General features: G+C 58.3%; 28 protein-coding genes. 10 read left to right on the top strand and 18 right to left on the bottom strand.

The genetic code is table 11. From position 1 onward, the window contains the following. Positions 1-30: 30 nt before the first annotated feature. On the top strand, positions 31-246 hold the full coding sequence (locus tag DA792_RS05185; protein WP_107718700.1) for a hypothetical protein: 216 nt from the start codon (positions 31-33) through the stop codon (positions 244-246). 3 nt (positions 247-249) lie between these two features. On the opposite strand, the gene DA792_RS05180 is transcribed toward DA792_RS05185, so the two are convergent. The 14 genes from DA792_RS05180 to DA792_RS05125 all read right to left on the bottom strand — a co-directional run bounded on the left by DA792_RS05180 (position 250) and on the right by DA792_RS05125 (position 10,679). Continuing rightward, entirely contained in the window at positions 250-1,026 is a 777-nt protein-coding gene (locus tag DA792_RS05180) for an enoyl-CoA hydratase-related protein (protein ID WP_107718697.1), read from the bottom strand. A 102-nt stretch (positions 1,027-1,128) separates the two neighbouring features. Continuing rightward, positions 1,129-1,689, bottom strand: coding sequence for a DUF2087 domain-containing protein (locus DA792_RS05175; RefSeq protein ID WP_107718695.1), 561 nt, complete (start codon positions 1,687-1,689; stop codon positions 1,129-1,131). Positions 1,690-1,920: 231 nt separating this feature from the next. Beyond that, entirely contained in the window at positions 1,921-2,370 is a 450-nt protein-coding gene (locus tag DA792_RS05170; RefSeq protein WP_107718694.1) for a cytochrome c-type biogenesis protein, read from the bottom strand. Next, entirely contained in the window at positions 2,367-4,340 is a 1,974-nt protein-coding gene (locus DA792_RS05165) for a heme lyase CcmF/NrfE family subunit (RefSeq protein ID WP_107718693.1), read from the bottom strand. The genes DA792_RS05170 and DA792_RS05165 overlap by 4 nt, the downstream gene beginning before the upstream one ends. A gap of 159 nt (positions 4,341-4,499) precedes the next feature. Next, positions 4,500-4,922, bottom strand: coding sequence for a hypothetical protein (locus tag DA792_RS05160; protein ID WP_107718691.1), 423 nt, complete (start codon positions 4,920-4,922; stop codon positions 4,500-4,502). Beyond that, positions 4,919-5,059: a hypothetical protein gene (locus tag DA792_RS22165; protein WP_159075172.1), complete on the bottom strand. Its 141-nt coding sequence runs from the start codon at positions 5,057-5,059 to the stop codon at positions 4,919-4,921. The genes DA792_RS05160 and DA792_RS22165 overlap by 4 nt, the downstream gene beginning before the upstream one ends. Before the next feature lies 1 nt (position 5,060). Beyond that, entirely contained in the window at positions 5,061-5,237 is a 177-nt protein-coding gene (locus tag DA792_RS22415) for a hypothetical protein (RefSeq protein WP_199908118.1), read from the bottom strand. Beyond that, on the bottom strand, positions 5,230-5,826 hold the full coding sequence (locus DA792_RS05155; RefSeq protein ID WP_107718689.1) for a holin family protein: 597 nt from the start codon (positions 5,824-5,826) through the stop codon (positions 5,230-5,232). Before DA792_RS05155 ends, DA792_RS22415 begins: the two co-directional genes overlap by 8 nt. After that, positions 5,817-6,428 carry a holin-associated N-acetylmuramidase gene (locus tag DA792_RS05150; RefSeq protein ID WP_107718687.1) on the bottom strand — a complete coding sequence of 204 codons (612 nt, stop codon included), beginning with the start codon at positions 6,426-6,428 and terminating at the stop codon, positions 5,817-5,819. The genes DA792_RS05155 and DA792_RS05150 overlap by 10 nt, the downstream gene beginning before the upstream one ends. A gap of 144 nt (positions 6,429-6,572) precedes the next feature. Continuing rightward, positions 6,573-7,175 carry a thermonuclease family protein gene (locus DA792_RS05145; RefSeq protein WP_254679358.1) on the bottom strand — a complete coding sequence of 201 codons (603 nt, stop codon included), beginning with the start codon at positions 7,173-7,175 and terminating at the stop codon, positions 6,573-6,575. Between the two features lie 95 nt (positions 7,176-7,270). Next, positions 7,271-7,714 carry a cytochrome c maturation protein CcmE gene (gene ccmE / locus DA792_RS05140; RefSeq protein WP_199908171.1) on the bottom strand — a complete coding sequence of 148 codons (444 nt, stop codon included), beginning with the start codon at positions 7,712-7,714 and terminating at the stop codon, positions 7,271-7,273. Positions 7,715-7,745: 31 nt separating this feature from the next. Then, positions 7,746-8,774 (bottom strand): N-acetyl-gamma-glutamyl-phosphate reductase, encoded by a 1,029-nt coding sequence (gene argC / locus DA792_RS05135; RefSeq protein ID WP_107718683.1) that lies wholly within the window; start codon positions 8,772-8,774, stop codon positions 7,746-7,748. 122 nt (positions 8,775-8,896) lie between these two features. Further along, the gene (locus DA792_RS05130) at positions 8,897-9,709 is read right to left on the bottom strand and encodes a glutamate racemase (RefSeq protein ID WP_107718681.1); all 813 of its coding nucleotides are present in this window, start codon (positions 9,707-9,709) and stop codon (positions 8,897-8,899) included. A gap of 28 nt (positions 9,710-9,737) precedes the next feature. Next, positions 9,738-10,679, bottom strand: coding sequence for a lysophospholipid acyltransferase family protein (locus DA792_RS05125; protein ID WP_107718679.1), 942 nt, complete (start codon positions 10,677-10,679; stop codon positions 9,738-9,740). 268 nt (positions 10,680-10,947) lie between these two features. Between DA792_RS05125 and DA792_RS05120 the strand changes: the two genes are divergently transcribed. The 5 genes from DA792_RS05120 (at position 10,948) to grxD (ending at position 15,681) form a co-directional block, all read left to right on the top strand. Next, positions 10,948-11,856 (top strand): LysR family transcriptional regulator, encoded by a 909-nt coding sequence (locus tag DA792_RS05120; RefSeq protein WP_107718677.1) that lies wholly within the window; start codon positions 10,948-10,950, stop codon positions 11,854-11,856. Positions 11,857-12,253: 397 nt separating this feature from the next. After that, a complete protein-coding gene (purL, locus tag DA792_RS05115) occupies positions 12,254-14,413 on the top strand; it encodes a phosphoribosylformylglycinamidine synthase subunit PurL (RefSeq protein ID WP_107718675.1) in 2,160 nt (719 codons plus the stop codon). A 70-nt stretch (positions 14,414-14,483) separates the two neighbouring features. Next, complete coding sequence (locus tag DA792_RS05110) at positions 14,484-14,966, top strand: hypothetical protein (protein WP_107718673.1); 483 nt, start codon at positions 14,484-14,486, stop codon at positions 14,964-14,966. 77 nt (positions 14,967-15,043) lie between these two features. Then, on the top strand, positions 15,044-15,274 hold the full coding sequence (locus DA792_RS05105; RefSeq protein ID WP_074641462.1) for a BolA family protein: 231 nt from the start codon (positions 15,044-15,046) through the stop codon (positions 15,272-15,274). Positions 15,275-15,321: 47 nt separating this feature from the next. Then, entirely contained in the window at positions 15,322-15,681 is a 360-nt protein-coding gene (gene grxD, locus DA792_RS05100; protein WP_107718671.1) for a Grx4 family monothiol glutaredoxin, read from the top strand. 79 nt (positions 15,682-15,760) lie between these two features. Here the strand turns inward: grxD and DA792_RS05095 are convergent, their stop codons facing one another. Genes DA792_RS05095 through DA792_RS05085 form a run of 3 tightly spaced genes read right to left on the bottom strand, consistent with a single transcriptional unit; the run spans position 15,761 to position 17,079 of the window. Continuing rightward, the gene (locus DA792_RS05095) at positions 15,761-16,123 is read right to left on the bottom strand and encodes an MliC family protein (protein ID WP_107718669.1); all 363 of its coding nucleotides are present in this window, start codon (positions 16,121-16,123) and stop codon (positions 15,761-15,763) included. Beyond that, a complete protein-coding gene (locus DA792_RS05090) occupies positions 16,113-16,520 on the bottom strand; it encodes a cell division protein ZapA (RefSeq protein ID WP_107718667.1) in 408 nt (135 codons plus the stop codon). The genes DA792_RS05095 and DA792_RS05090 overlap by 11 nt, the downstream gene beginning before the upstream one ends. A gap of 1 nt (position 16,521) precedes the next feature. Continuing rightward, on the bottom strand, positions 16,522-17,079 hold the full coding sequence (locus tag DA792_RS05085; protein ID WP_199908117.1) for a hypothetical protein: 558 nt from the start codon (positions 17,077-17,079) through the stop codon (positions 16,522-16,524). A 363-nt stretch (positions 17,080-17,442) separates the two neighbouring features. On the opposite strand from DA792_RS05085, the gene tkt reads away from it, so the two are divergent. The 3 genes from tkt to gap (DA792_RS05070) all read left to right on the top strand — a co-directional run bounded on the left by tkt (position 17,443) and on the right by gap (DA792_RS05070) (position 21,364). Continuing rightward, positions 17,443-19,464, top strand: coding sequence for a transketolase (tkt, locus tag DA792_RS05080; RefSeq protein WP_107722565.1), 2,022 nt, complete (start codon positions 17,443-17,445; stop codon positions 19,462-19,464). Positions 19,465-19,571: 107 nt separating this feature from the next. Then, on the top strand, positions 19,572-20,141 hold the full coding sequence (locus DA792_RS05075; RefSeq protein WP_107718665.1) for an NADPH-dependent FMN reductase: 570 nt from the start codon (positions 19,572-19,574) through the stop codon (positions 20,139-20,141). 224 nt (positions 20,142-20,365) lie between these two features. Beyond that, complete coding sequence (gene gap, locus DA792_RS05070; protein ID WP_107718664.1) at positions 20,366-21,364, top strand: type I glyceraldehyde-3-phosphate dehydrogenase; 999 nt, start codon at positions 20,366-20,368, stop codon at positions 21,362-21,364. Between the two features lie 133 nt (positions 21,365-21,497). Here the strand turns inward: gap (DA792_RS05070) and DA792_RS22160 are convergent, their stop codons facing one another. Then, a complete protein-coding gene (locus DA792_RS22160) occupies positions 21,498-21,761 on the bottom strand; it encodes a hypothetical protein (protein WP_159075171.1) in 264 nt (87 codons plus the stop codon). A 59-nt stretch (positions 21,762-21,820) separates the two neighbouring features. Between DA792_RS22160 and gap (DA792_RS05065) the strand changes: the two genes are divergently transcribed. Then, on the top strand, positions 21,821-22,822 hold the full coding sequence (gene gap, locus DA792_RS05065; RefSeq protein WP_107718662.1) for a type I glyceraldehyde-3-phosphate dehydrogenase: 1,002 nt from the start codon (positions 21,821-21,823) through the stop codon (positions 22,820-22,822). The last annotated feature ends 347 nt before the right edge of the window (positions 22,823-23,169 follow it).

Genomic DNA, 23,169 nt, shown 5'->3' with positions numbered 1-23,169 from the left:
ATGTAAAACCCGCCCTTTTGGGCGGGTTTTTTGTTTTCATCGCGAACGCATCAATCCGCCACGCCCCGCCGCGACAACCGCAAGCCTCCGCGCCCATCAGAGCGACGCGCGCGCAGGTCAGATCAGGTCAATGACACGGCCACACGCAGGCTGACGCAAAAAGACCGCGAGGCCTTGTCCCTGTTGATGGCCACGGTGATGGCCACGGTGATGGCCACGGTGATCGCGGCGGTGCAAGACGATTGAGGCTTAGCGCCCCTCGTATTGAGGTTTGCGTTTTTCCAAAAAGGCGATGACACCCTCTTTGAAATCGCGGGTCTGACCGCACTGGTTTTGCAACTTGGCCTCAAGGGTCAATTGCTCGGCCAGAGTGTTGTCATAAGAGGCGTGTAGAGCCTCTTTGAGGTGGCGGTAAGCCACGGTTGGGCCCTTGGCCAGATACCCGGCCCGCGCCCGCCAATGAGCCTCAAAATCCGCATCGGGCACCGCCTCGTAGATCATCCCCCATTGCACCGCCTGAGCCGCCGAAATTTCATCGGCAAAAAGCGACGCCCCCATGGCGCGGGACAGCCCGACAAGACGCGGCAAGGCATAGGTGCCCCCCGCATCCGGGATCAGACCGATGCGCGAAAACGCCTGAACAAACACGGCGGATTGGCTGGCGATCACCACATCACAGGCCAGCGCCAAAGACGCCCCTGCCCCCGCCGCTGCCCCATTGACGGCGGCGATGGTGGGCACCGGGCTGTCGTGAATGGCATGAAGCATCGGCTCGTATTCGTCGCGCAGGGTGCGTTCCAGATCGGCGGTGGCGGCATTGACCCCATCGCCCAAATCCTGGCCGGAACAAAAGGCGCGCCCGACCCCGGTCAACACAATCACCCGCGCCGATTTGGCAGCATCGCGCACCGCATGGGTGATTTCCGCGCGCATCTGAGTGTTGAGCGCATTCATCACCTCGGGGCGATTGAGGGTGACGACGGCCATGTCGCCCGCCTGCTCAAAGCGAATTGTGTCGTACTGCATGAACGTCTCTCTCCCTGATTGGTTGTCACCAAGATAGGCATCGTGGGGGCAAAAGAAAGAGAGACGCTCCGTCATCGCGCGAGTTTCGTGACTGGCGCCCTGTTAAAGATCAAGCGGTGCAGACCTTCGATCCGGCCCCTCGGCGGTGGCCTGACGCCTGCGCATCACGGCGCGGATGAGCGCCAAAGCGGTTTCATCGGGGCGCACTTCAAGGCGGATGTAGCGCGAGCCATCGCGATTGCGTTCCAAAAGACCGTCTTCTATCAAAGAGCGGCGAATTTGGGCGGCATCGCGAAAGGTCGTCATCGTGTCAAACAGATCGGAAATCTCGCGTTCGGAGAACACGTGGCGCGGGGGAAGCTGCGCCCAAAGCGCCCAAAGCCCATGTTGACGGACTTTGCGTTTGGTCGGCCACGCGGTCAACCGCCCGGTCTCATCAAAGCGCGACAACGCTCGGGAGACGGCGCGGCCTTCGGCGGCCTGAATAAGAGCCGCACCGGCTTGCGTGGCTTTGAGATGTTGAAAATTGCGATAACCACCAGCGCGGGCAATCGTATTTAACACCGATTGATGCGGCGGGGCGGCGGCGCCCAGCTCGGATTTAAGGGCGCGCGCAAAGGCGGACACGTCGGGAAGGGTGAGTGAAATCACGTCACGAGTCATCGGTTCTCTCCGTTGATCGCGTCTGTTACATCGTGCGGGAGCTGTCCTTGCCACGCTGAAGACGCGCGGGAAACCGGAGGTGGTCAAAGGCTTAAACAGGTTCAGCGTATTTCCATGTGGAAACGACAGCGACTCGGTGAACTGCGGACCGTGATACGGGTATACAAAACCCCGCCGTGCTGTGGCAAGCGGCGGGGTTGCAGTATTTGGATCACGGTACAGATCGCGGCTTTAGTCGTTTAAAAGCGCCTGTAGCCGCTTTTCTTCGTCCTCGGTCAGCTCGGATTGTTCGGGTTCCGATTGCCGACGCCGCAGAAAGCCAAACCCAATGCCAAGCGCGATGATCAACATGGCAGGTCCTGCAATCCAGAGCAATTTGTTGGCCCCGGTCAGCGTCGGCTTCAACAGCACATATTCGCCGTAACGATCGACGATATAGGCCACGGTTTGGTCATTCGTGTCCCCCGCCACAAGGCGTTCGCGGACCAAAAGCCTCAGGTCTTTGGCCAAGGTCGCGTTACTCTCATCAATGTTTTCATTGCGACAGACAAGGCAGCGCAGCCCTTGAGAAATCTCCCGCGCGCGCGATTCCATCACCGGATCGGGCAGAACCTCGTCAGGCTGGACCGCGTAGAGCGGCGTGGCGAGAAGCAGCGTGAGGGCAAAGATCAGGCGTTTCATTCGGCAGGCACCCCTTTTGGGGCCGAGGCGGCCGATTTGCGCGCGCCCGCAGCCACCCGGTAGCGACGATCCGTGAGGGAAAGACCCCCGCCAAAGGCCATGATCAAAGTGCCGCCCCAAATCCAGTTGGCCAGCGGTTTGATATAGGTGCGCACGGCCCAGCCGCCGTTGGTTTGCACATCGCCAATCACCAGATAAACGTCCCGCAAAAAGCCGTTGTCGATGCCCGCCTCGGTGGTCGGCATTTGCGCCACCGGATAGGAGCGTTTTTCGGGGTGCAGCGTGGCGACTTTTTGGGTGCCTTCAAACACTGACATGGTGGCCATGGTGGTGATGTAATTCGGCCCCTGCCCGCGCTCAACCGCATCAAGCGTGATGGTAAAGCCCGCAACATCAAAGGTTTCACCAACTTGCACGACGCGGATGTCTTCGACGGTCCAGGCGGTCAACCCAGCGATGCCGGCAATGGTGATGCCAAGGCCGCCATGGGCAAACAGACGCCCCCAATCAGCACGCGGCAGACGGAACAGCCGCGACAGGTCGCGGTTTTTGCCCAGCTTCAAAACGATATCTTGGATGGCGCCCGCAACGACCCAAGTGCCAAGGCCAAGACCGATGGGCGCAAGCAAGGTGCGTTGTGTTTGCATCGACCAGATCAGGCCCATGACCGCGAGCGCCAAGATCAGCGCCGGGATGAGCTTTTGCACCGCCGCCCCAAGCCGCGCGCGTTTCCACGGCAGGATCGCACCGATGGGCAAGACCACGGCCAGCATGGTGAAAAACGGTGTGAAGGCGGCGTTGAAAAACGGCGCGCCGACCGAGAGTTTGCGCGCCCAGAAGGCTTCGGCCACCAAAGGCCAGATTGTGCCGGTAAAGACAACCAAAGCCGCAACGGCAAGCAGGATGTTATTCACCACCAAAGCACTTTCGCGCGAGACCATGGAGAACACGCCCTTGGCGCTCATCACATTGGCGCGCAAAGAAAATAGGACCAAAGCGCCGCCCATGAAAAAGGCCAAAATCATTAGGATGAAAATGCCGCGTTCGGGGTCATTGGCAAAGGCATGGACCGAGGTGATGACGCCTGAGCGCACAAGGAAAGTGCCGATGAGCGAGAACCCAAAGGCCAAAATGGCCAGCAAAATGGTCCAGCTTTTGAGCGCCTCACGTTTTTCCACCACGATGGCCGAATGGAGCAATGCGGCGGCAAACAGCCACGGCATGAAGGACGCGTTTTCGACCGGGTCCCAGAACCAGAAACCACCCCAGCCGAGTTCGTAATAGGCCCACCACGACCCAAGGCCGATGCCGATGGTCAAGAAAATCCACGCGGCCAAAGTCCAAGGCCGCACCCAGCGGCCCCAAGCGGCGTCCACACGGCCTTCGAGCAAGGCGGCAACGGCGAAGGAAAAGGTCATCGAGAGGCCAACATAGCCGAGGTAGAGGAACGGCGGGTGAAAGGCGAGACCCGGGTCTTGCAACAACGGGTTGAGGTCTTCGCCATTCATCGGCGGAAACTCTAAGCGGGTGAACGGATTGGACGTGAACAGGATAAAGGCCAGAAACGCCAAACCAATCGAGCCTTGGACGCCCAAAACCCGCGCCCGCAATGTGTCCGGCAGGTTGGTGCCAAACAGCGCCGCCGCCGCGCCGAACAGTGCCAAGATCAGCACCCAAAGCAACATCGAGCCTTCGTGATTGCCCCAAACGCCGGAGACTTTGTAGAGCATCGGTTTGAGCGTGTGCGAGTTGGCCACCACCACTTGCAGAGAAAAATCCGAGGTGACGAATGCGTAGGTCAGCGCGCCAAAGGAGAAGGCAATCAGCACAAGCTGCACCAAAGCCGCCGGTTCACCCACGGCCATCAAGGCTCGTTTGCCCGTTTGCGCGCCCCAAAGCGGCAAAACAGTTTGAGCGATGGCCACGACAAAGGCCATAACGAGGGCAAAATGTCCTAGTTCTACGAGCATGTGCGTCTCCCTTTTGAGACTGTTCTACCCGGTTGTATGCGACGCGCCAATGGGCTGCGCGCGCATGTCGCAAGTGAAGGCCACAAGACCTGCGACCAAAGCACAAGAAAAAGGAGCCAAAGCGGCCCCTTTTTCCGTCTCTCCCCACCCCCCTTGTCGCTAAAGCAACAAAAGGACCCCAAGAGAGACAAGCAATGCCCCAAATACCGGCCAAAGAAAGGCGAGGCCGCGCAGGCCAAACGAGCCCTGGATCACCGAAAAGTGAAGCACAGCCCCCGAGATCAGCAGCGAGAGGAACAAAAACAACGCTGCCGCTTCGGCCCCCCAATCGGGGTTTCCGGCAATTTGCATCAGCCACCACCACCCGATGGTCAAACCAGACCCCGCCCAAGACAGGGACATGCCAAGCGCCAAAGGCGTGGCGCGCACCTGCCAGAGCCACAGAAACGTCACCGAGATCAGCAACGCCATCAAGGCAATGGCCCCGTAGGCGATCAACATCGCCTGCTCATATCCGACGGTCTGCACCGCCAAAAACGCCGCCACGACAACGGCTGCGTAAAGAATTGCCACCTGTTTCATTGTTCAAGCATCTCCTTGACGACAGCGTCCAATGCGTCGGCTGCCTCGCGGTTTTGGCGAAGGGCCGTGGCAAGGGCTTCGCCCCACCAAAGCCTGCGCAGTTTGGTCCAGATTTTGCGGAAGGGATCTGTCATCATGTCATCCCCTCGGCAGCCGTTCGCGGATCATCGTGGTCATTTCCACCAGAATCTGCGTGTTTTTGTTGAGCACATCACGGGTCGCCTGATCTTTTTGTGCATCGCGGTAGAGCAGGAAAAACACCATCACCACCCATGGCCCGTGCTCAGAGACAGCGGCAATCAGCGCATCACTCATCCCGGCCTCCTTTCCACGCCTCAAGGGCGGGGTTTGTCGCCTCTGCCCCCGGCACATAAATCGGCTTGGCCTCCCATGAGGGGGCTGAGGACGCGGGTGGAACACCCTGGCCCTGCGCCCCCGCCTCAAGCGCCTTGAGCGCCGCAATATTGGCCGTCACGATCGGGGCCTGCGCCACGGTGGCGGCGACAGAGCGTTGAAATTCTTGCGATTTCACCTGATATCGAGCGCCAAAGTAAAACGAAACGATGGTGCCTAAAAGCCACCATAGCGGCTCTGGGATCAGCGCGATCCCCTGCATCCTTGAGGCAAACCACAGCGGATCGACCATCGCCGAGACACAGAGACCGATGGTGCCAAAAGCCATCAACGGACGCGGCACGCGATTGAGCGCGTCCATCAGCCGATCAAACGCGCCCTTGCGTTCGACCGCAAACTCGGCGGCGAATTGTTGCATCGCGGAGCTGCGGTTATTGGCCTCGCGCACCGCGCCTGCCTCTGTGTTTTCAAAAAACACTTCGGCCGTGTCTTTGACCAGATTACGCCCGTCGCCAAAGATCACCTCAAACAGCCTGCCGATTATCCCCATGACGCCACCCGCGCGGCATGCTCGGCCTCCGTCAGGTGATAGCGGGGCGAGATGAATTCCTCGGCGCGGGTGATCCAGCCGCCTTTGCCGCCCCTACGCGTACGGGCGTATTTGCGCGAGGTCGGGCGGCGGTCCGCCAAGGCATAATAGTAATTGCGCCGGGCGATGCCGTAAGCGTCGGCCAAATGATGCGGAGCCAAGGATTGCGCGAGATGAGCCGCCTCAATGGTCTGCGGCCCAATCAGCCCGTCCACCGCGATCCTCTGTCCCATATCGGTCAAAAGCCGCTGCAAAATCCGCACAGCATTGCCGCCCGAATTGACATACATGTCAAACACGCTGGCTTGCAAAACTGGCGGCAATTCGTCGATGCGGGGGCGGTGAAAGTAATGTTCGACAAAAATGTCGCGCGCCTGAACCCGCGTCAACTTGCGCAGGTCGGATGTCGTCACCCGCCCATCGCCATCCACATCGACGCCAAGCGTGCGCATCGTGCCGATGGTGACGCCATATTTGGTTGCCCCGCCCGGATCGTCGGGGTCATTGACGTATCCGCCCTCACGGGCAATGATCTCGTCTGCGATCTGTTGTACTGTTTTCATATGCCTCAATCCCACCAATTGATGGGATCAAGGTTGCGCAAAAAGGTTAACGCCCGTGGACTTGAGCGCGCGGGCTCGATTTTATAATTACTTTATAATGCTTTGCACGAAAATCACCCACCTCACCATTCAGACAACAGAAAGCTATTCACTCTCTTTATGCACGGTCTGTTTCGCCTCGAATTGCTCCCAAACATGCATCCGCCCTTTTTGGCGCGCATCTGCGAGCCAGAGTTTTTTGCGCGCATCAGCGACTTCCATAGGCCGGTAGAGTCCACCCGAAAATTTAGGCCAATCAATCGCAAGCCCCTGCTTGACCATTTCCGCCGAGAGGTCTCGCCCATCCGGCAAGTAACACCGCGCAACTGTGCGGCCATGGGCATCCACATCGGTCACTTCTGCGCGAAGAGATTGCCCTTTGCACAGCGCGACCAAGGCCCATTTCGCCTTTTTTCCATAGGGATGGTTCATTTCAGGCGCATCAACACCAAAGAGGCGAATCTGGGTTTTCTGGATCACAATGGTGTCGCCATCAATAACATATGCCCCCCCGCGTAAAATCGGCTTTTCCAATGCCTCTCGTGCAGTTTTTTCTTTAAAGGAGCTGGGCTTTGGAGCAACTTTATAGTGAGGACGCGGCGCAGACGGCCTCATCGCCCGGCGCACGGCACGTCGCGCCTCTTTCTTTGCATGGCGTATCAGGGCAACGCCGGCCAAAAGAACAACCGCAAAGAATAATTCAGTCAAAATACATTCCCCTCAAATAAAGGGGATTAAAAAGTACAGACATTGGAAATTCAAGAGGGGTCTCGCTCTGAACATCCCCTTCTGAAAAGAAAGACTTAGCTTTCCGGCTCTTTGTAAAGCCCTTGCTCTTTCAATGCGTCTACAACCTCTTTCGGCATATAAGACTCGTCGTGTTTGGCCAAAATTTCAGTCGCCACAAACACCCCATCTTGCAGGCTTCCGGTACCGATCATGCCCTGATTTTCGCCAAACAGATCCGGCAAAACGCCCTCAAACCGCACCGGGATTGTCTCATTGGTGTCGGTCACGCTAAACGTCACATGGGCGCCTTCACCGCGCACCAAACTGCCCTCTTCAACCAATCCTCCGATGCGGAAAATCTCGCCCACGCGGGGCGGGTCTTCGACCACTTGCGTCGGCGAACGAAACAGGTTGATGCCATCGCGAAAGGCAAAGCCGATCAGCGACACGGAGACCACAAGGGCCACGGCCGCAATCGCAAACACTTGAATGCGGCGGGTCTTTTTCAGGTTCTTCAAACCGGCCATGGCGTCCTCCTGCCGAACAATTTTACGGATACATCGGCGCGTTCATAAGACCGGCAGTCTCATCCAGCCCAAGCATCAAATTGGCGTTTTGGATCGCCTGACCCGACGACCCTTTGGTCAGGTTGTCGATCACGCCCATAACAATGGTCCGGCCTTGGATACGATCCTCGGCGACACCAATATGACAGAAATTCGAGCCGCGCACGTGTTTCATCGCGGGCACCTGCCCCAGTGGCAACACTTTGATAAACGGCTCGCTCATATAAGCGTCGGCCAGCGCGTAATGCACCGCACTCGCCTCGCCTTGCACGTAGGCGGTCGCCAAGATGCCGCGCGTGGCCGGGATCAGATGCGGCGTGAATTGGATGCGCACATCGCGGCCAGCAATCAGGGAAAACTCCTGATCGAACTCGCCCAAATGCCGATGTTTGCCACCGACCGAATAGCCAAAGGCGTTATCCTCAAGCTCGCCGAACAAAAGATGCTCTTTCAGCGCTCGCCCAGCGCCGGAAACCGCCACCTTGAGATCCAAAATGATCTGATCAAGGTCGATCACCCCGGCGCCAATCAAAGGCCGCAAGATGAATTGCCCGGTTGCGGCGTTACAGCCGGTTCCGGCCACAAGTCGCGCCGTCTTGATCTGTTCGCGGTAAAATTCGGTCAGGCCGTATACAGCCTCTTTTTGCAATTCGACTGCAGAGTGCGGTTTGCCATACCATTTCTCATATTCAGCCGGATCACGCAGGCGGAAATCGGCAGACAGATCCACCACTTTCGTCGTTGCAGGCAGCTCTTTGATCACCGCCTGAGAGGTCGCATGGGGCAGCGCACAAAAGGCCAAATCGACAGCCGAAAAATCAATATCCTCAATCTTGCACAGCGCCGGAAGATCCATGTGCCGCAGATGCGGATAGACGTCGGCCATCGCCATGCCCGCCTTGCGATCCCCAGACAGCGCCACAATTTCCATAGACGGATGGGTGGCGATCAAACGGACAAGCTCGGCCCCTGTGTAGCCAGAGGCGCCCAGAATGGCGATTTTATGGGTCATCAAAGTCTCTTTCGTGCATCGGTTGCCGGACGACCCGGTCAGCCTGTAATCTAGGGAAGAACGCGCCCCGCCGCAATTGCGACAGGACCGCGCGGGGCACCATACGGGTCACTGTTTGGCGATCACGCCTTTTGAAACGTCACCGGTCGTCGCAAAAACTGCGTCGCTCCGCGCGACACTTTGACCGGATCACCCGTGGTCAAGAACAACGACTCGGTGCCGGTGCCAATCATCTTTGGATGGCGTTTGAGGTAATCCTCAAGGCTCGCGGCCACCAAATTGGCCTGAGAATAGACTTTCACATCTGCGCCCAGCGCGTCTTGGAACGCGTCTTGCATCATCGGATAATGGGTACAGCCCAAAATCGCCGCCCCCGGATGCGGCATTTTGCGTTTGAGCGCGTCCACATGCGAGCGGACCAAAGCATCTGCAAGGATCATATCGCCGTCTTCAATCGCATCAACGACACCACCACATGCCTGCGCCTCGACATCGACGCCAATGGCACGAAACGCCAATTCACGTTGAAAGGCGCGCGAGGCCACGGTTGCGGGAGTGGCAAACAGTGCCACATGTTTGACTTCGACTTCGCGTGGCGGCGAATTGTCGCCCCATTGCCGTTCGGTCAACGCCTCGATCAGCGGCACGAAGACACCCAACACGCGCTTGTCCGAGGGAATCCAACTTTCCTGCATCCGCCGCAGCGCCGCCGCTGAGGCGGTGTTACAGGCCAGAATCACCAAATCACAGCCCGCCGCCCAAAGCCGCTCCACCGCCGCCGTGGTCAGATTGTAGACATCATCGGCGTCGCGCACACCGTAAGGCGCGTGGGCATTGTCGCCGAAATACACAAAAGGCACGTCTGGCAACCGCTTGGACACCGCATCCAAAACCGTCAGACCACCCAACCCGCTGTCAAAAATACCCACTGCCATGTTCAATACCGGTCCTTTAGACCCTTGGTTAATATCGGTCTTTCAGACCTTTGCGGGGTTTGGCCCCGTGTTTGATTTCAAACTCATACCCCAAAGCCGGATCTGACACAGGGGATGGAGACAAGGCATAGGTCTCGGCGCGCAGAAAATCCATCAACTTTTTTGGGTCCCCCTTAAATTGCGCCAATTTTTCCGAGCCAATGGGCGCGCCCACCGACACCCGCACGGGGGCGCCGATTTTGGCACGAAATTCCCGGATCAAAAGTCCCATCCGCAGGGTGGTGTGGAGGTGGCTGGCCAATTGAAACAACCGCGAATTGGCACCGTCAAAATAGATCGGCACCACCGTCGCCCCGGATTTCGCCACCATCTTTGCCGTAAAGGCCCGCCAGCTCGGGTCCATCGGTCGTCCCATTGGCCGTGCCGCGGTCGAGACCGTCCCACCCGGAAAAATCCCAATACATCCACCTGCGTCCAGATAGGACAGCGCCGCTTTGCGCGTCGCCAGATTGAGTGCCACCGCCTCTTTCGTCTCTTCAAACGACACAGGCAGGATCACGCGGTCAATATCTTCGGCGCGTTTAAACACGCTATGCGCCAAAATCCGAAAATCCCCCCGCACCACAGACAGGATATGCCCCAACATCAACCCGTCCAAAATGCCGTAAGGATGATTGGCCACTACGATCAAGGGCCCTGTCGTGGGGATCGCATCCAACGCACCATGGAGCACCTCAAGCTCCAAACCGTAGCGTTCGACCATCACCGCCCAAAAATCGTGACCGTCGGCAACATCAAGACTATACCCCCGCGCCCGCCGGATCAGAGACAAACGCCCCGTCGCATTCTCCATCAACCGGATCAGAACCCGTCCTGTGCGCGTGCCCGCCGAGCTGGCATAGGAAATATCACGCGCCACCTGCCGCTCGGTCCATTTCTTCACCCGGCTGTGCTTCAGTTGCTCTTGCATGGCCGTATCGCCTCTCCCCATACGCGGTCTCACTCTATACCCTGCCCGCCCTCAAAGACCAATCGGCACGAACCCGCCAATGCATTGCCTCAAAAGTTTGCATTTCCTTCACGCGTCTCTGCCAATTTGTGTTAGCGCAATGCATTCCGCTTGCGATCTGTGCGAAAAACGCGAATGAAACGCCCAAATGACCTCACATCCGCATTATGTTAGCGTAGGATAGATGTGTGGGACTTAAATAGGTGTGGTCTTTTAACAGGTGACGGGTATGGACTGGGACAAACTTAGAATTTTTCACGCCGTGGCAGACGCGGGATCGCTGACTCATGCGGGGGACACCCTGCATTTGAGCCAATCGGCCGTGTCACGACAGATACGCTCGCTTGAGGAATCCCTTGGCACCACCCTGTTTCACCGACATGCCCGTGGGCTGATCCTGACCGAGCAGGGCGAGTTGCTGTTTGATGCCACCCGTTCCATGGCCAAACGTTTGGACGCCGCCGCCGCGCGCATTCGTGACAGCGAAGAAGAAGTCTATGGCGAATTGCGTGTGACCACCGCCACCGGCTTTGGCACGCTCTGGCTCGCGCCGCGCCTTTCGAAACTGTATGACAAATATCCCGAGCTGAAGATCGACCTGATGCTTGAAGAACGCGTGTTGGATTTGCCGATGCGTGAGGCTGATGTGGCAATCCGAATGAAAGAGCCATCTCAGGCCGATCTGATCCGCAAACGCCTGATGAACATCCGCATGCGCCTGTTTGCCACCAAAGAGTATCTGACCGAACATGGCACACCGCTCACCATGGACGACCTCTCCACCCATCGCTTGATTTGCCAAAACCCAAACGCCCATCAAGTCGCCGCCGGCGCGCGGCTGGTCGAGGAGCTCAATGAGCATGACATTCGTTCGAAACTCTTTGTGAACAACTATTTCGGCGTGCTTCAGGCCGTGCTCAACCATTTGGGCATCGGCGTCTTGCCTGATTACCTGGTCGAGAGCGCGCCGGATCTCGTGCGTGTGTTGCCCGATTTGGAAAGTGGCGAAGTGCCGGTCTTCCTCGCCTACCCCGAAGAATTGCGCCATTCCAAACGGATCGAAGTGTTTCGCGATTTCATCACAGAAGAAATCAGCGCCCACCGCAAGAACATGCGCGATGACGAGGGCTCAAACTGATCCGCATTCTTTGACTTTTTGGTCAATGTTTTGCCAGAGTTACGCAAGCCATGCACAATTGGCATATCGGCATTGCGTGAAATGTGATGAAAACACCTTGAACCGTTCACAAACCGCCCCTAAATGCATCATTGAAGCCGCCGAATGAGGCAACTCCTAGCGGTTTCACCTCCCTGTTGGACTTGGGCCGAGCTTTTGCTCGGCCTTTTTTTTGCTCTCCGCCATGGTCTTTTGCCGGTTTGGCATGCTGTACGTGGCCTGTACGCGGCCCGCACCCTCCCGCACACCCCGTCAAAGCACAGCTCCGATATGTCTCAGCCCCGTTTAGCCCCTTCCCCATTGGCCCCACTTGCCCTAAGAGAACGCGGGAAAGACAGCTGCCGCCGAGGGACACACCATGACCGAGCCAATGATCACCGAGGACCTGATCGCCGCCCACGGGCTCAAGCCGGACGAATACGCGCAAATCCTGCGTATTCTGAACCGCGAGCCGAGCTTTACCGAGCTTGGGATTTTCTCGGCGATGTGGAACGAACATTGTTCCTATAAATCCTCCAAAAAACACCTGCGTGGATTGCCGACAACCGGCCCGCAAGTGATCTGTGGCCCGGGCGAAAACGCCGGTGTCGTCGATATTGGCGATGGTCAGGCCGTGGTGTTCAAAATGGAAAGCCACAACCACCCCTCCTACATCGAACCCTACCAAGGCGCGGCCACGGGTGTGGGCGGCATTCTGCGTGATGTGTTCACCATGGGCGCACGTCCGATTGCGGCGATGAATTCGCTCTCCTTTGGTGTCAAAGATCACAAGAAAACCAAACAGTTGGTCCACGGCGTCGTCGAAGGTGTCGGCGGCTATGGCAACTGTTTCGGCGTCCCCACCGTGGGCGGCGAAGTCCGCTTTCATGCCGCGTATAATGGCAATTGCTTGGTCAACGCTTTCGCGGCGGGTTTGGCTGACGCTGACAAAATCTTTTATTCTGCCGCCTCCGGTGTCGGCATGCCGGTTGTCTATCTCGGTGCCAAAACCGGCCGTGATGGCGTCGGCGGTGCGACCATGGCCTCGGCTGAATTTGACGACACGATCGAGGACAAACGCCCCACCGTTCAGGTCGGCGATCCGTTCACCGAAAAATGCCTGATGGAAGCCACGCTTGAGCTGATGGCCACCGGCGCTGTGATCTCGATCCAAGATATGGGCGCGGCAGGTCTGACCTGTTCTGCGGTCGAAATGGGCGACAAGGGACATCTTGGTATTCGTCTTGACCTTGAAAACGTGCCGCAACGCGAACCCAACATGACCGCCTACGAGATGATGCTCTCCGAATCCCAAGAGCGCATGTTGATGGTGCTGAAACCGGAAAAAGAGGCCGAGGCGCGCGCGGTGTTTGAAAAATGGGACCTCGATTTCGCCATCGTCGGTGAAACCATTTCTGAGGACCGCTTTTTGATCATGCACAACGGCGTGTGCAAAGGCGATTTGCCACTCTCCACGCTGGCCTCTTCTGCGCCCGAATATGATCGTCCTTGGGTCGCGACCCCTGCCGCCGAACAGGTCGCAGATGTGCCCCAAATTGACCCGATTGATGGTCTCAAAGGCCTGATTTCTTCGCCGAATTACACCTCTAAGGCTTGGGTTTACGAGCAATACGACACCCAAGTCATGGCCGACACCGTGCGTGCGCCGGGTCTTGGTGCGGGCGTGATCCGCGTGCATGGCACAGGCAAAATGCTGGCCTTCACCTCCGATGTGACCCCGCGCTACGTCAAAGCCAACCCGATTGAGGGCGGCAAACAGGCGGTGGCCGAAGCCTATCGCAACCTGATCTCCGTCGGCGCGACGCCGTTGGCGACCACCGACAACCTCAACTTCGGCAACCCCGAAAAACCCGAGATCATGGGCCAGTTTGTCGGCGCGCTCGATGGCATCGGCCAGGCGGTGTCCTTCCTCGACATGCCGATCGTGTCAGGCAATGTCTCGCTGTACAACGAAACCGATGGCGAGGGCATCCTGCCAACGCCAACCATCGGCGCAGTTGGTCTGATTGCCTCCGAGGACGATCTCATCTCCGGTCTGGCGCAAAGCGGCGATGTGGCTGTTTTGATTGGCGAAACCCATGGTCACCTCGGCCAATCGGCGCTTCTGGCCGAAGTCTTCCATCGCGAAGATGGCGATGCGCCGCATGTCGATCTGGCAACGGAAAAACGCAACGGCGAATTCCTGCGCACCCATGGCAAGCTGATCAACGCAGTCACCGATCTTTCCGATGGTGGGCTGGCTTTGGCGGCGTTTGAACTGGCCGATGCGGCGGGCGTTGGCGTGCATCTGGACAGCGCTTATACCGCCACACTCTTTGGCGAAGACCAAGCGCGCTACCTTGTGGCCTGCACCTTTGATCAAGCCGAAGCCCTCATGGTTGCGGCGGGTCAAGCCGGGGTGACGGTCGCCACAGTTGGTAAATTCGGCGGTGATACGGTCTCCATGGGCGGGGCCTCCGCACCTCTCGTGGAGCTTTCTGCGATTTACCGCACCAGCTTTGGCGAGATCTTCGGCTAAGTCGTTCGCCGCGAGAGAAACCCAATCAGGCCCGCGTTCGCGCGGGTCTTTTCCGTTATAAGGACCCCGGATGGACCTGCCTGATCTCACCTCCGATTGCTCCAACTGCGCCGCACTGTGCTGTGTTGGTCTGACCCTCGACAAAGGCAACCTGTTCTCCTTTGACAAACCGGCGGGCACGCCCTGCCCCAATCTCAAAGGTCATCTCTGTTCGGTTCATGCCAAACTCAACGACATCGGCAATCCCGGCTGTGTGCTCTATGACTGTGCCGGTGCCGGGCAACGGGTCACTCAGATGCGCTTTAACGGCGAAAGTTGGCGCGATGCCCCCGAGCTTTTGCCCGCGATGATCCGCGACTTTGAAAACCTGCGCCCGTTGCACGAGCGCATGACACAACTTGTGGCCGCGCAAGACCTCGCCTTGCCCCCCGCGCTTGAAACTGAGCGTCTCGCACTTTTGACCCGCCTGTCGCGCGCGTGGTCTGACACGGACAAAATGGCGGCGGCGTTTGACGCCTTTATCGACACCCTGCGTCAAGGCGGCTTTGAGTAATCGCACCAAACCCGCTTGCAGCGCCGCCTCCACAGCCCTACATTTGCCCCAATTCCAAAGATCAAGGAGCGCCATTCATGGCCATCACTGCCACCGACATCGAACACCTGATCCGCGAGGCTTTTCCCGACGCCCATATCGTTGTGCAAGGCGACGACGGACAACATTTCGCCGCCGAAGTGGTTGATGCGTCGTTTGCGGGGATGAACCGGGTGCAACAACAGCGCGCCGTCAATGCCGCGATCCGCGAAAAACTCGACAGCGGTGAATTGCACGCCCTCGCCTTGACCACCCGCGCCCCCGAATAAGTCCCTCACCCACATCCGTGCTGAGCGACAGCCGAAAGGACCATCGAATGACTGCCCAAGACACCATCCAAAATACTGTGACCGAGAATGACGTTGTGCTGTTTATGAAGGGCACAAAAATGATGCCGCAATGTGGCTTTTCCTCAAAGGTTGCGGGCATCCTCAACTTCATGGGCGTGGACTATGCCGACGTCAACGTGCTGGCCGATGCCGATATTCGCCAAGGCATCAAAGAGTTTTCCGACTGGCCGACCATCCCGCAGCTTTACGTCAAAGGCGAATTTGTCGGCGGCTGTGACATCGTGATCGAAATGACGCTTTCGGGCGAGTTGGATCAGATGTTTGCCGACAAAGGCGTTGTTTTTGATCAAGAAAAAGCCGAACAAATCCGCGCGGCCAACGTTTAAGCCACGCAAAGCCCTAAAAGAAAGGCGCGCCGGGGCCTCCCGTGCGCCTTTTTCATGCCGTTAAGGGCTTTCCACCGCTTTATTCGGCCACGTTGCAAAAGGCGAAAAGCGTCACGGATTCACCGTAGTTGGCATCAAAGTAGCTCAACGTTGCGGTGTCCCCCTTGGTCCACCATTCATAGCCAGAGGCCCCTGCGGCTTCTGCGTAGCGCGCGCCTGAGGCGGACACCGCCTGTGACATGGAGATCAGCCGCCCTTCGGCATAGATCACCGCAGCGGGTGCGTCATCCGTGCCGGTGTACACCGCATCAATGCCAACCCCGCGGTCACAAACGTAGTGAAAAACCTCAGGTGCGGGGGTCATCTGCGGCATCTCATCCGCCATCGCCACGCCCGCACAAAGCACAAGCCCCGCCGACAGGACCAGATCCTTAGATCGCATCTTTCACGCCCAACCGCTCTTCAAACGCGGCGGCCATGCTTTCCGCCCGCGCGGCCATTTCGGCCAAAGTATCGGTCACCTCGGAGGGCACCACGGGCACTTCGACCCGCTCAGGCGCAGGCGTGGGACGGGCGCGCATTTCTTCGATCAACGCTTCTTGTGCCCCAAGTTTGGCCTCAAGCGCGCGCATCTGTTCTTCAAGCCCTGCGGTTTTATCCGCCAACATCAAGCCCGCCATCAACAGCATCCGCTCGGCTGGCAAACGCCCGATCTGGCTCGACAACACCGAGGCCTCATTGTCCAAAAGCTGGGCTGCGGATTTGAGGAAATGTTCTTCACCCACTTGGCAGGCGACCTCAAATTCACGTCCGCCGATCGAGATTTTCACTTCGGGCATATCACACCTCCTCGTTGGACAGCTCAGACGGCGCGGGCGCCTCAGTTGGCGCTGCCCCATTGGCCACACGCGCCATCACTGCGCGCAGTTCGGTCAGGATCGCATCCATTTCGGTCACATCCGCTTCGCGCGCCACTTTGAGCGCCTCAAGTTCGGTGCGCATCCCGGCGTCAATCAGCGCCGCATCACCCAGCCCTTGCGCATTGGCGGCCCGAAGCCCGGCATTGTTTTCGCGCAATTGCGTATTCACCAACCGCAGCTTTTGCATCTCCCGGTCATGATCCATCAACTGCCGACGCAGCGTCTCGACTTCTTCTTCGAGGGCGGCCACATGGTGTTCTTGCCGGTCATGAATCGCGCGCACCCGCTCTTCGAGCTGCGAATTGGCGGTTTTTTCCGCCTCAAGCGCATCGGCCATTCGACCCAATTCCGCTTCCATCGCCTCCGAGGCGATTCCCCCCGACGTCGCCTCAGCACGCTCCTCGGCCACAGCCACAGCCCGCCCAATGCGTTCCAGTGCCGCGGTGATCCGGGCTTCGAATTCAGAAATATCATTCATCGCCGTTCACTCACACTTTGACTTTCTTTGTCTCTGCTCTGTTTGGTCCAGGTGACAGGCTGGACCTTTCCCCGCCCCGCTTTGGTGCCAAAACCAGAAACTTCCTTTGGCATCAAAGGCGAAGCGCACGGGCCTCATCCTATCGCACTTGATTCGAGAGCCTAGCGCATGGGGCAGGCTTTACCAATATGTCTGACCAAGTTAGCCCCAAACACAGGCGAAAAGGAGCAGATGTCACCGCTCAGACGCCCGCGCTGCCTTGCACTTTGCTGTCACATCGTTATCACGAAGCCGGAAAAGCCAAGGAATGCGGGGGTTCCCATGCGCGACTTGGTTGTTTTGGGAGAGCAAGGAGATCCGCTTATGGACATCGCAACCCTGCGCGAGGCGCACCCCGATCATTGGATGCGCGCCACCGCCATCCGCACGTTGACCCTTGATGCCGTTGCCGCCGCCAATTCCGGTCACTCCGGGATGCCGATGGGCATGGCCGATGTCGCCACTGTTTTGTTTGGCAACCACCTCAAATTTGATGCCTCCGCCCCGACATGGCCGGACCGGGATCGGTTCATCTTGTCTGCGGGCCACGGCTCGATGTTGATCTATTCCCTGCTCTATCTCACCGGCTACAAAGAGATGCCGATTGAGGAGATCAAAAACTTCCGTCAGATGGGCGCGAAAACCGCCGGTCACCCGGAAAACTTCTTGCTTGAAGGCGTTGAGACCACCACTGGCCCGCTGGGTCAGGGCATTTCCAATGCGGTCGGCTTTGCCATGGCCGAAGAGGCCCTGCGCGCGCGTTTTGGGTCGAAACTTCAAAACCACTATACCTATTGTATGGCTGGCGACGGCTGTTTGATGGAAGGCGTGAGCCAAGAGGCGATCGCGCTCGCGGGTCGCCAAAAACTCGGCAAGCTCATCGTGTTCTGGGACAACAACAACATCACCATCGACGGCACCGTCGATCTGTCCGATCGCACCGATCAGGTGATGCGCTTTAAGGCCGCTGGCTGGCATGTTCAGTCCATTGACGGCCATGACCCGGAACAAATCGACGCCGCCATCGAGGCCGCGAAAAAGTCCAAAAAGCCGTCTATGATTGCGTGCAAAACCCACATCGCTTTGGGCCACGCGGCACAAGACACCTCCAAAGGCCACGGCGCATTGACCAATGCCGATCAGTTGGCTGCCGCCAAAGCCGCATACGGCGTCACTTGGGGGCCGTTCGAAGTGGCCGCCGATGTGAAAGCCCAGTGGGAAGCCATCGGCGCCCGTGGTCACGCAGACCATGCCGCGTGGAAGGCCCGGTTTGACGAGCAATCCGAGCGCCGTCAGATCGAATTCAACCGGGTGTTTGCGGGCGAGGTGCCGAAAAAGCTCTCCGCCACGATCAAAGCCTTCAAAAAGCAAGTCTCCGAGTCGCAACCGAGCCTTGCCACCCGCGCCTCGTCGCAAAAGGTGCTTGAGGTGATCAACCCGATCATGCCGGAAACCATCGGCGGTTCGGCCGATCTCACCGGTTCCAACAACACGCTGACCGCGGATATGGGCGTCTTTGATGAAACCAACCGCAAAGGCCGTTACGTCTATTACGGCATCCGCGAACATGGCATGGCCGCCGCGATGAACGGTATGGCGCTGCACGGTGGCATCCGTCCTTACGGCGGCACCTTCTTCTGTTTCACCGACTACGCCCGCCCGGCGATGCGCCTGTCCGCGTTGATGCAGATCCCGGTGACTTACGTCATGACCCATGATTCCATCGGCCTTGGCGAAGACGGTCCGACCCACCAGCCGGTCGAACATCTCGCCATCTGCCGCGCCACGCCGAACACGCTGACCATCCGTCCCTGTGACACGGTCGAGACGGCGGAAGCGTGGGAAATCGCGCTGACCTCGCAGAAAACGCCGTCGGTTTTGGTGCTGACCCGTCAAAACCTGCCGACCCAACGCGTCGAGCACAAGACCTCCAACCTCGTGTCCAAAGGCGCATATGTGCTGGCCGAAGCGGAAGGCAAACGCGACGCAATCCTCATCGCCACCGGCTCTGAGGTTGAAATCGCCATGGATGCGCGCAAAATTCTGCAAGACAACGGCATCGGCACCCGTGTCGTTTCCATGCCCTGTATGGAGCTGTTTGCCGAGCAAGACGAAGCCTACCGCCGCAAGGTCCTGCCCGCAGGTCCGGTGCGCGTCGGGATTGAGGCGGCTGTGCGCGATGGCGGTTGGGATCGTTGGCTTTTGGGCGAACGGGGCCGCGAAGCGAAACAGGCCTTCGTCGGCATGACCCGCTTTGGCGCGTCTGCCCCGGCCGAAGAGCTTTACGCCAAATTTGGCCTCAGCGCCGAAAATGTCGTGGCTCAGGTCAAGGCGCTGTTGGGCTAACCCACCGCACACGCAAATTTCAAAAGCCCGCGCCATCTGCGCGGGCTTTTTTACGGCCTGACACCTCTGTGAGTTGACGCCCGCCTCCGCAGTGGGGTTCATGGGGCATGCATATTCTCGCCCTCTCCGGCAGCACCCGCCGCGCCTCCACCAACACCGCCCTGTTGCAGGCTCTCTCAGCCATTGCGCCGGAGGGCATGGACATCACCGTTTTTGACGGGCTGGGACAGTTGCCAATTTTTTCGCCTGACCTTGAGGGGCCCGATCGGCCCAAAGCCGTGTCGAATTTCATCGCTCAGATCAAAGCCGCCGATGGGGTGATCATCGCCAGCCCCGAATATGTCCGCGCCCTGCCCGGCGGATTGAAAAACGCTCTGGATTGGCTGGTCTCCGGCGAGGAACTGATCGGCAAGCCCATCGCTTTGGCCCATGCCTCTCATCGTGGGGATGAGATGTTGACCGACCTGCGTCGGGTGCTCTCGACCGTGTCCAGCGGCTTTACGACGGATATATTTCTGCGCATCCCGGTGATGGCATCGACGCCTGAGGAGATTCACGCGCTGGTGACCCGCACTGACATGGCCCAAGACGCCCGCGCCTTTTTGACCCGCTTTTCCCAGTGGGTTCATCGCCTCCTCCCTGCCCAAGCAGCATGCGAGGACCAAAATACCGCCTAAAATACCGCGTAGTGTTTGCGCTAACCATCATGTTTTCGCTAACATGTTGGCGCTAAAGACTTTTCCCGAGTGGCATACGCCCGTATACCACGCTCAACATCCTGCCGGTCTGAGAACCGCGGCCCCGACGACATGCCGCAAATAACACCGTTTGAGAGACCGAACAGAAACAGCACGCACGGCGGGCAATCCCCCGCCAACATGAGAGCTCGGGAGACGCAAGAATGACCATCAGACTTGGGATCAACGGTTTTGGCCGCATCGGCCGCTGCACCTTGGCACATATTGCTGAGGCTGGCCTCAATGAGGTCGAAGTGGTGAAAATCAACGCCACCGGCCCGATCGAAACCAATGCGCATTTGCTCAAATATGATTCTGTCCATGGTCGCTTTGGCGGCACCGTCCGCGTCGAAGGTGACACGATGGATTTGGGCCACGGCCCGATCAAAGTCATGTCCACCTACGATCCGCAAGAATTGGATTGGGAGGGCGTTGACGTCGTGCTCGAATGCACCGGCAAATTCAACGACGGCCTGAAATCCGCCGTTCACCTTGAGCGCGGCGCGCGCAAAGTGTTGATCTCGGCCCCTGCGACCAATGTGGCGCGCACCGTGGTGTACGGCGTGAACCACCGCGACATTTTGGCAGAAGACCGGATCATTTCCAACGGGTCGTGTACCACCAACTGCCTCGCCCCTCTGGCCAAAGTGTTGAACGACGCCATCGGCATTGAAAGCGGGATCATGACCACGATCCACAGCTACACCGGCGACCAATCCACCCATGACCGCCGCCACAAAGACCTCTACCGCGCACGTGCCGCCAGCATGGCCTTGATCCCGACCTCGACCGGGGCCGCCAAAGCGCTGGGTCTGGTGTTGCCGGAACTTGCGGGCAAATTGGACGGCACCTCGATCCGCGTCCCGACCCCGAACGTCTCCGCCGTCGATCTGACCTTCCAAGCCAGCAAAGACGTCACGGTTGCGGATGTGAACGAAGTCGTGCGCCAAGCCGCCGCCGGTCACATGGGCGCGGTGTTGGGCTATGACCCGGAGCCGAAAGTGTCGATTGACTTCAACCACACCACCGAATCCTCGATCTTTGCGCCCGATCAGACCAAAGTCGTCGGTCGCACCGTGCGCGTTCTGGCCTGGTATGACAACGAATGGGGCTTTTCGGCACGGATGGCCGATGTGGCCGCGGCGATGGGTCGCCTGCACTGAGCATATTCGGCGCATATATCTAAAGTTTTTGAGGTCCGGCATCACTTTGCCGGGCCTTTTTTTGTTTTTTTGATCTGAACCCTTTTTTTCTTCATCTCTCTGACGCATTGTTCGGCCAAAGAAACAGTTAGCGCTACACATGACCAATCAAATTGCCGTCGGGCTCGCCATCGTGATTTTGATCGCGCTCGGTCTTGATTTTGGGTTGAACGGAGGGCAGGCCTCTCTTTTTCTGACCCGAAGATTTCTTGAATTGCTGCAATTGGTCGCCTTCTGGCGATGAAAGTCGCATTCGGGTTGACCTTTTCGCTCGGATCGTGATGTTAGCGATAACAAGCAATTGCTCACGAATTTCTCCATGGCGGGATTTGCCACTGCGCACCATCATGGACCACATAAGAGAGGGCACTCTCCCATTGCCCTCTTTCCTGCCAAAGCGTCATAGGAGGTGCTGATATGGCCGTAAAAGTTGCAATCAACGGATTTGGACGAATTGGGCGTAATATTTTGCGCGCGATCATTGAGTCGGGTCGCACCGACATCGAAGTGGTCGCGATCAACGATTTGGGGCCGGTTGAAACCAACGCCCACCTGCTCCAGTACGACTCGGTGCATGGTCGTTTCCCGGTGGACGTCACCTTCACCGAAGACACCATTGATGTGGGCCGTGGCCCCATCGCGGTAACGGCCATCCGCAATCCGGCCGATTTGCCATGGGCGCACATCGACGTTGTGCTTGAATGTACCGGCATCTTCACCTCGAAAGAGAAATGCCAAGCCCACCTTGAAAACGGCGCGTCTCGCGTGCTGATTTCGGCCCCCGGCACCAATGCCGACAAAACCATCGTTTACGGCGTGAACCATGACCAACTGAGCGCCGATGACATCGTCGTCTCGAACGCCTCTTGCACCACCAACTGCCTTGCGCCGGTGGTCAAAGTGCTCAACGACAATATCGGCATCGTCAAAGGCTTTATGACCACGATTCACTCCTACACCGGCGACCAGCCGACGTTGGACACGATGCACAAAGACCTCTACCGCGCCCGTGCCGCCGCTTTGTCGATGATCCCGACCTCGACCGGGGCCGCCAAAGCCGTGGGTTTGGTCTTGCCAGAACTCAATGGCAAACTGGACGGCGTCGCCATCCGCGTGCCGACCCCGAACGTCTCAGTTGTCGACCTGACCTTTGAAGCGGCACGCGCCACCACGGTCGAAGAGATCAACGAAATGATCCGCACCGCCGCAAACGGCCCGCTCAAAGGCATCCTCGGCTATACGGATCGCAAACTGGTGTCTTCGGACTTCAACCACGATCCGCACAGCTCGACCTTCCATTGCGATCAAACCAAAGTCATGGAGGGCACCATGGTGCGCATTCTGACCTGGTATGACAACGAATGGGGCTTTTCGAACCGTATGGCCGACACTGCCGTCGCTATGGGCAAATTCCTCTGAGGAGCATCATCGGGCGGGGTGAAAGCCCCGTCTATGACGGGACTTCATGAACCGTATGGCCGATACTGCCGTCGCTATGGGTAAATTCCTCTGAGGAGCATCATCGGGCGGGGTGAAAGCCCCGTCTATGACGGGACTTCATGAACCGTATGGCCGATACTGCCGTCGCTATGGGCAAATTCCTTTAAGCGGGTGGTTACACAAACACAGCTATCCCGCGCGAACGGGAGGTGGGCGCTCCGAGCTTTAAGGTTCGGGGCGCTTTTTTCAACTTTACCGCCAAATCAGAGCCGCCCCTCTTGCGTTCTATGGTCCTGTGGCTATTTCAAAGCAAACCCACCAAACGC

Origin of the sequence: Celeribacter baekdonensis (genome assembly GCF_003047105.1) — a bacterium.
GTDB classification, from domain to species: domain Bacteria; phylum Pseudomonadota; class Alphaproteobacteria; order Rhodobacterales; family Rhodobacteraceae; genus Celeribacter; species Celeribacter baekdonensis_B.
Note: the sequence above shows the minus strand (reverse complement) of the source record. Positions and strands in the feature narration are given on the sequence as shown.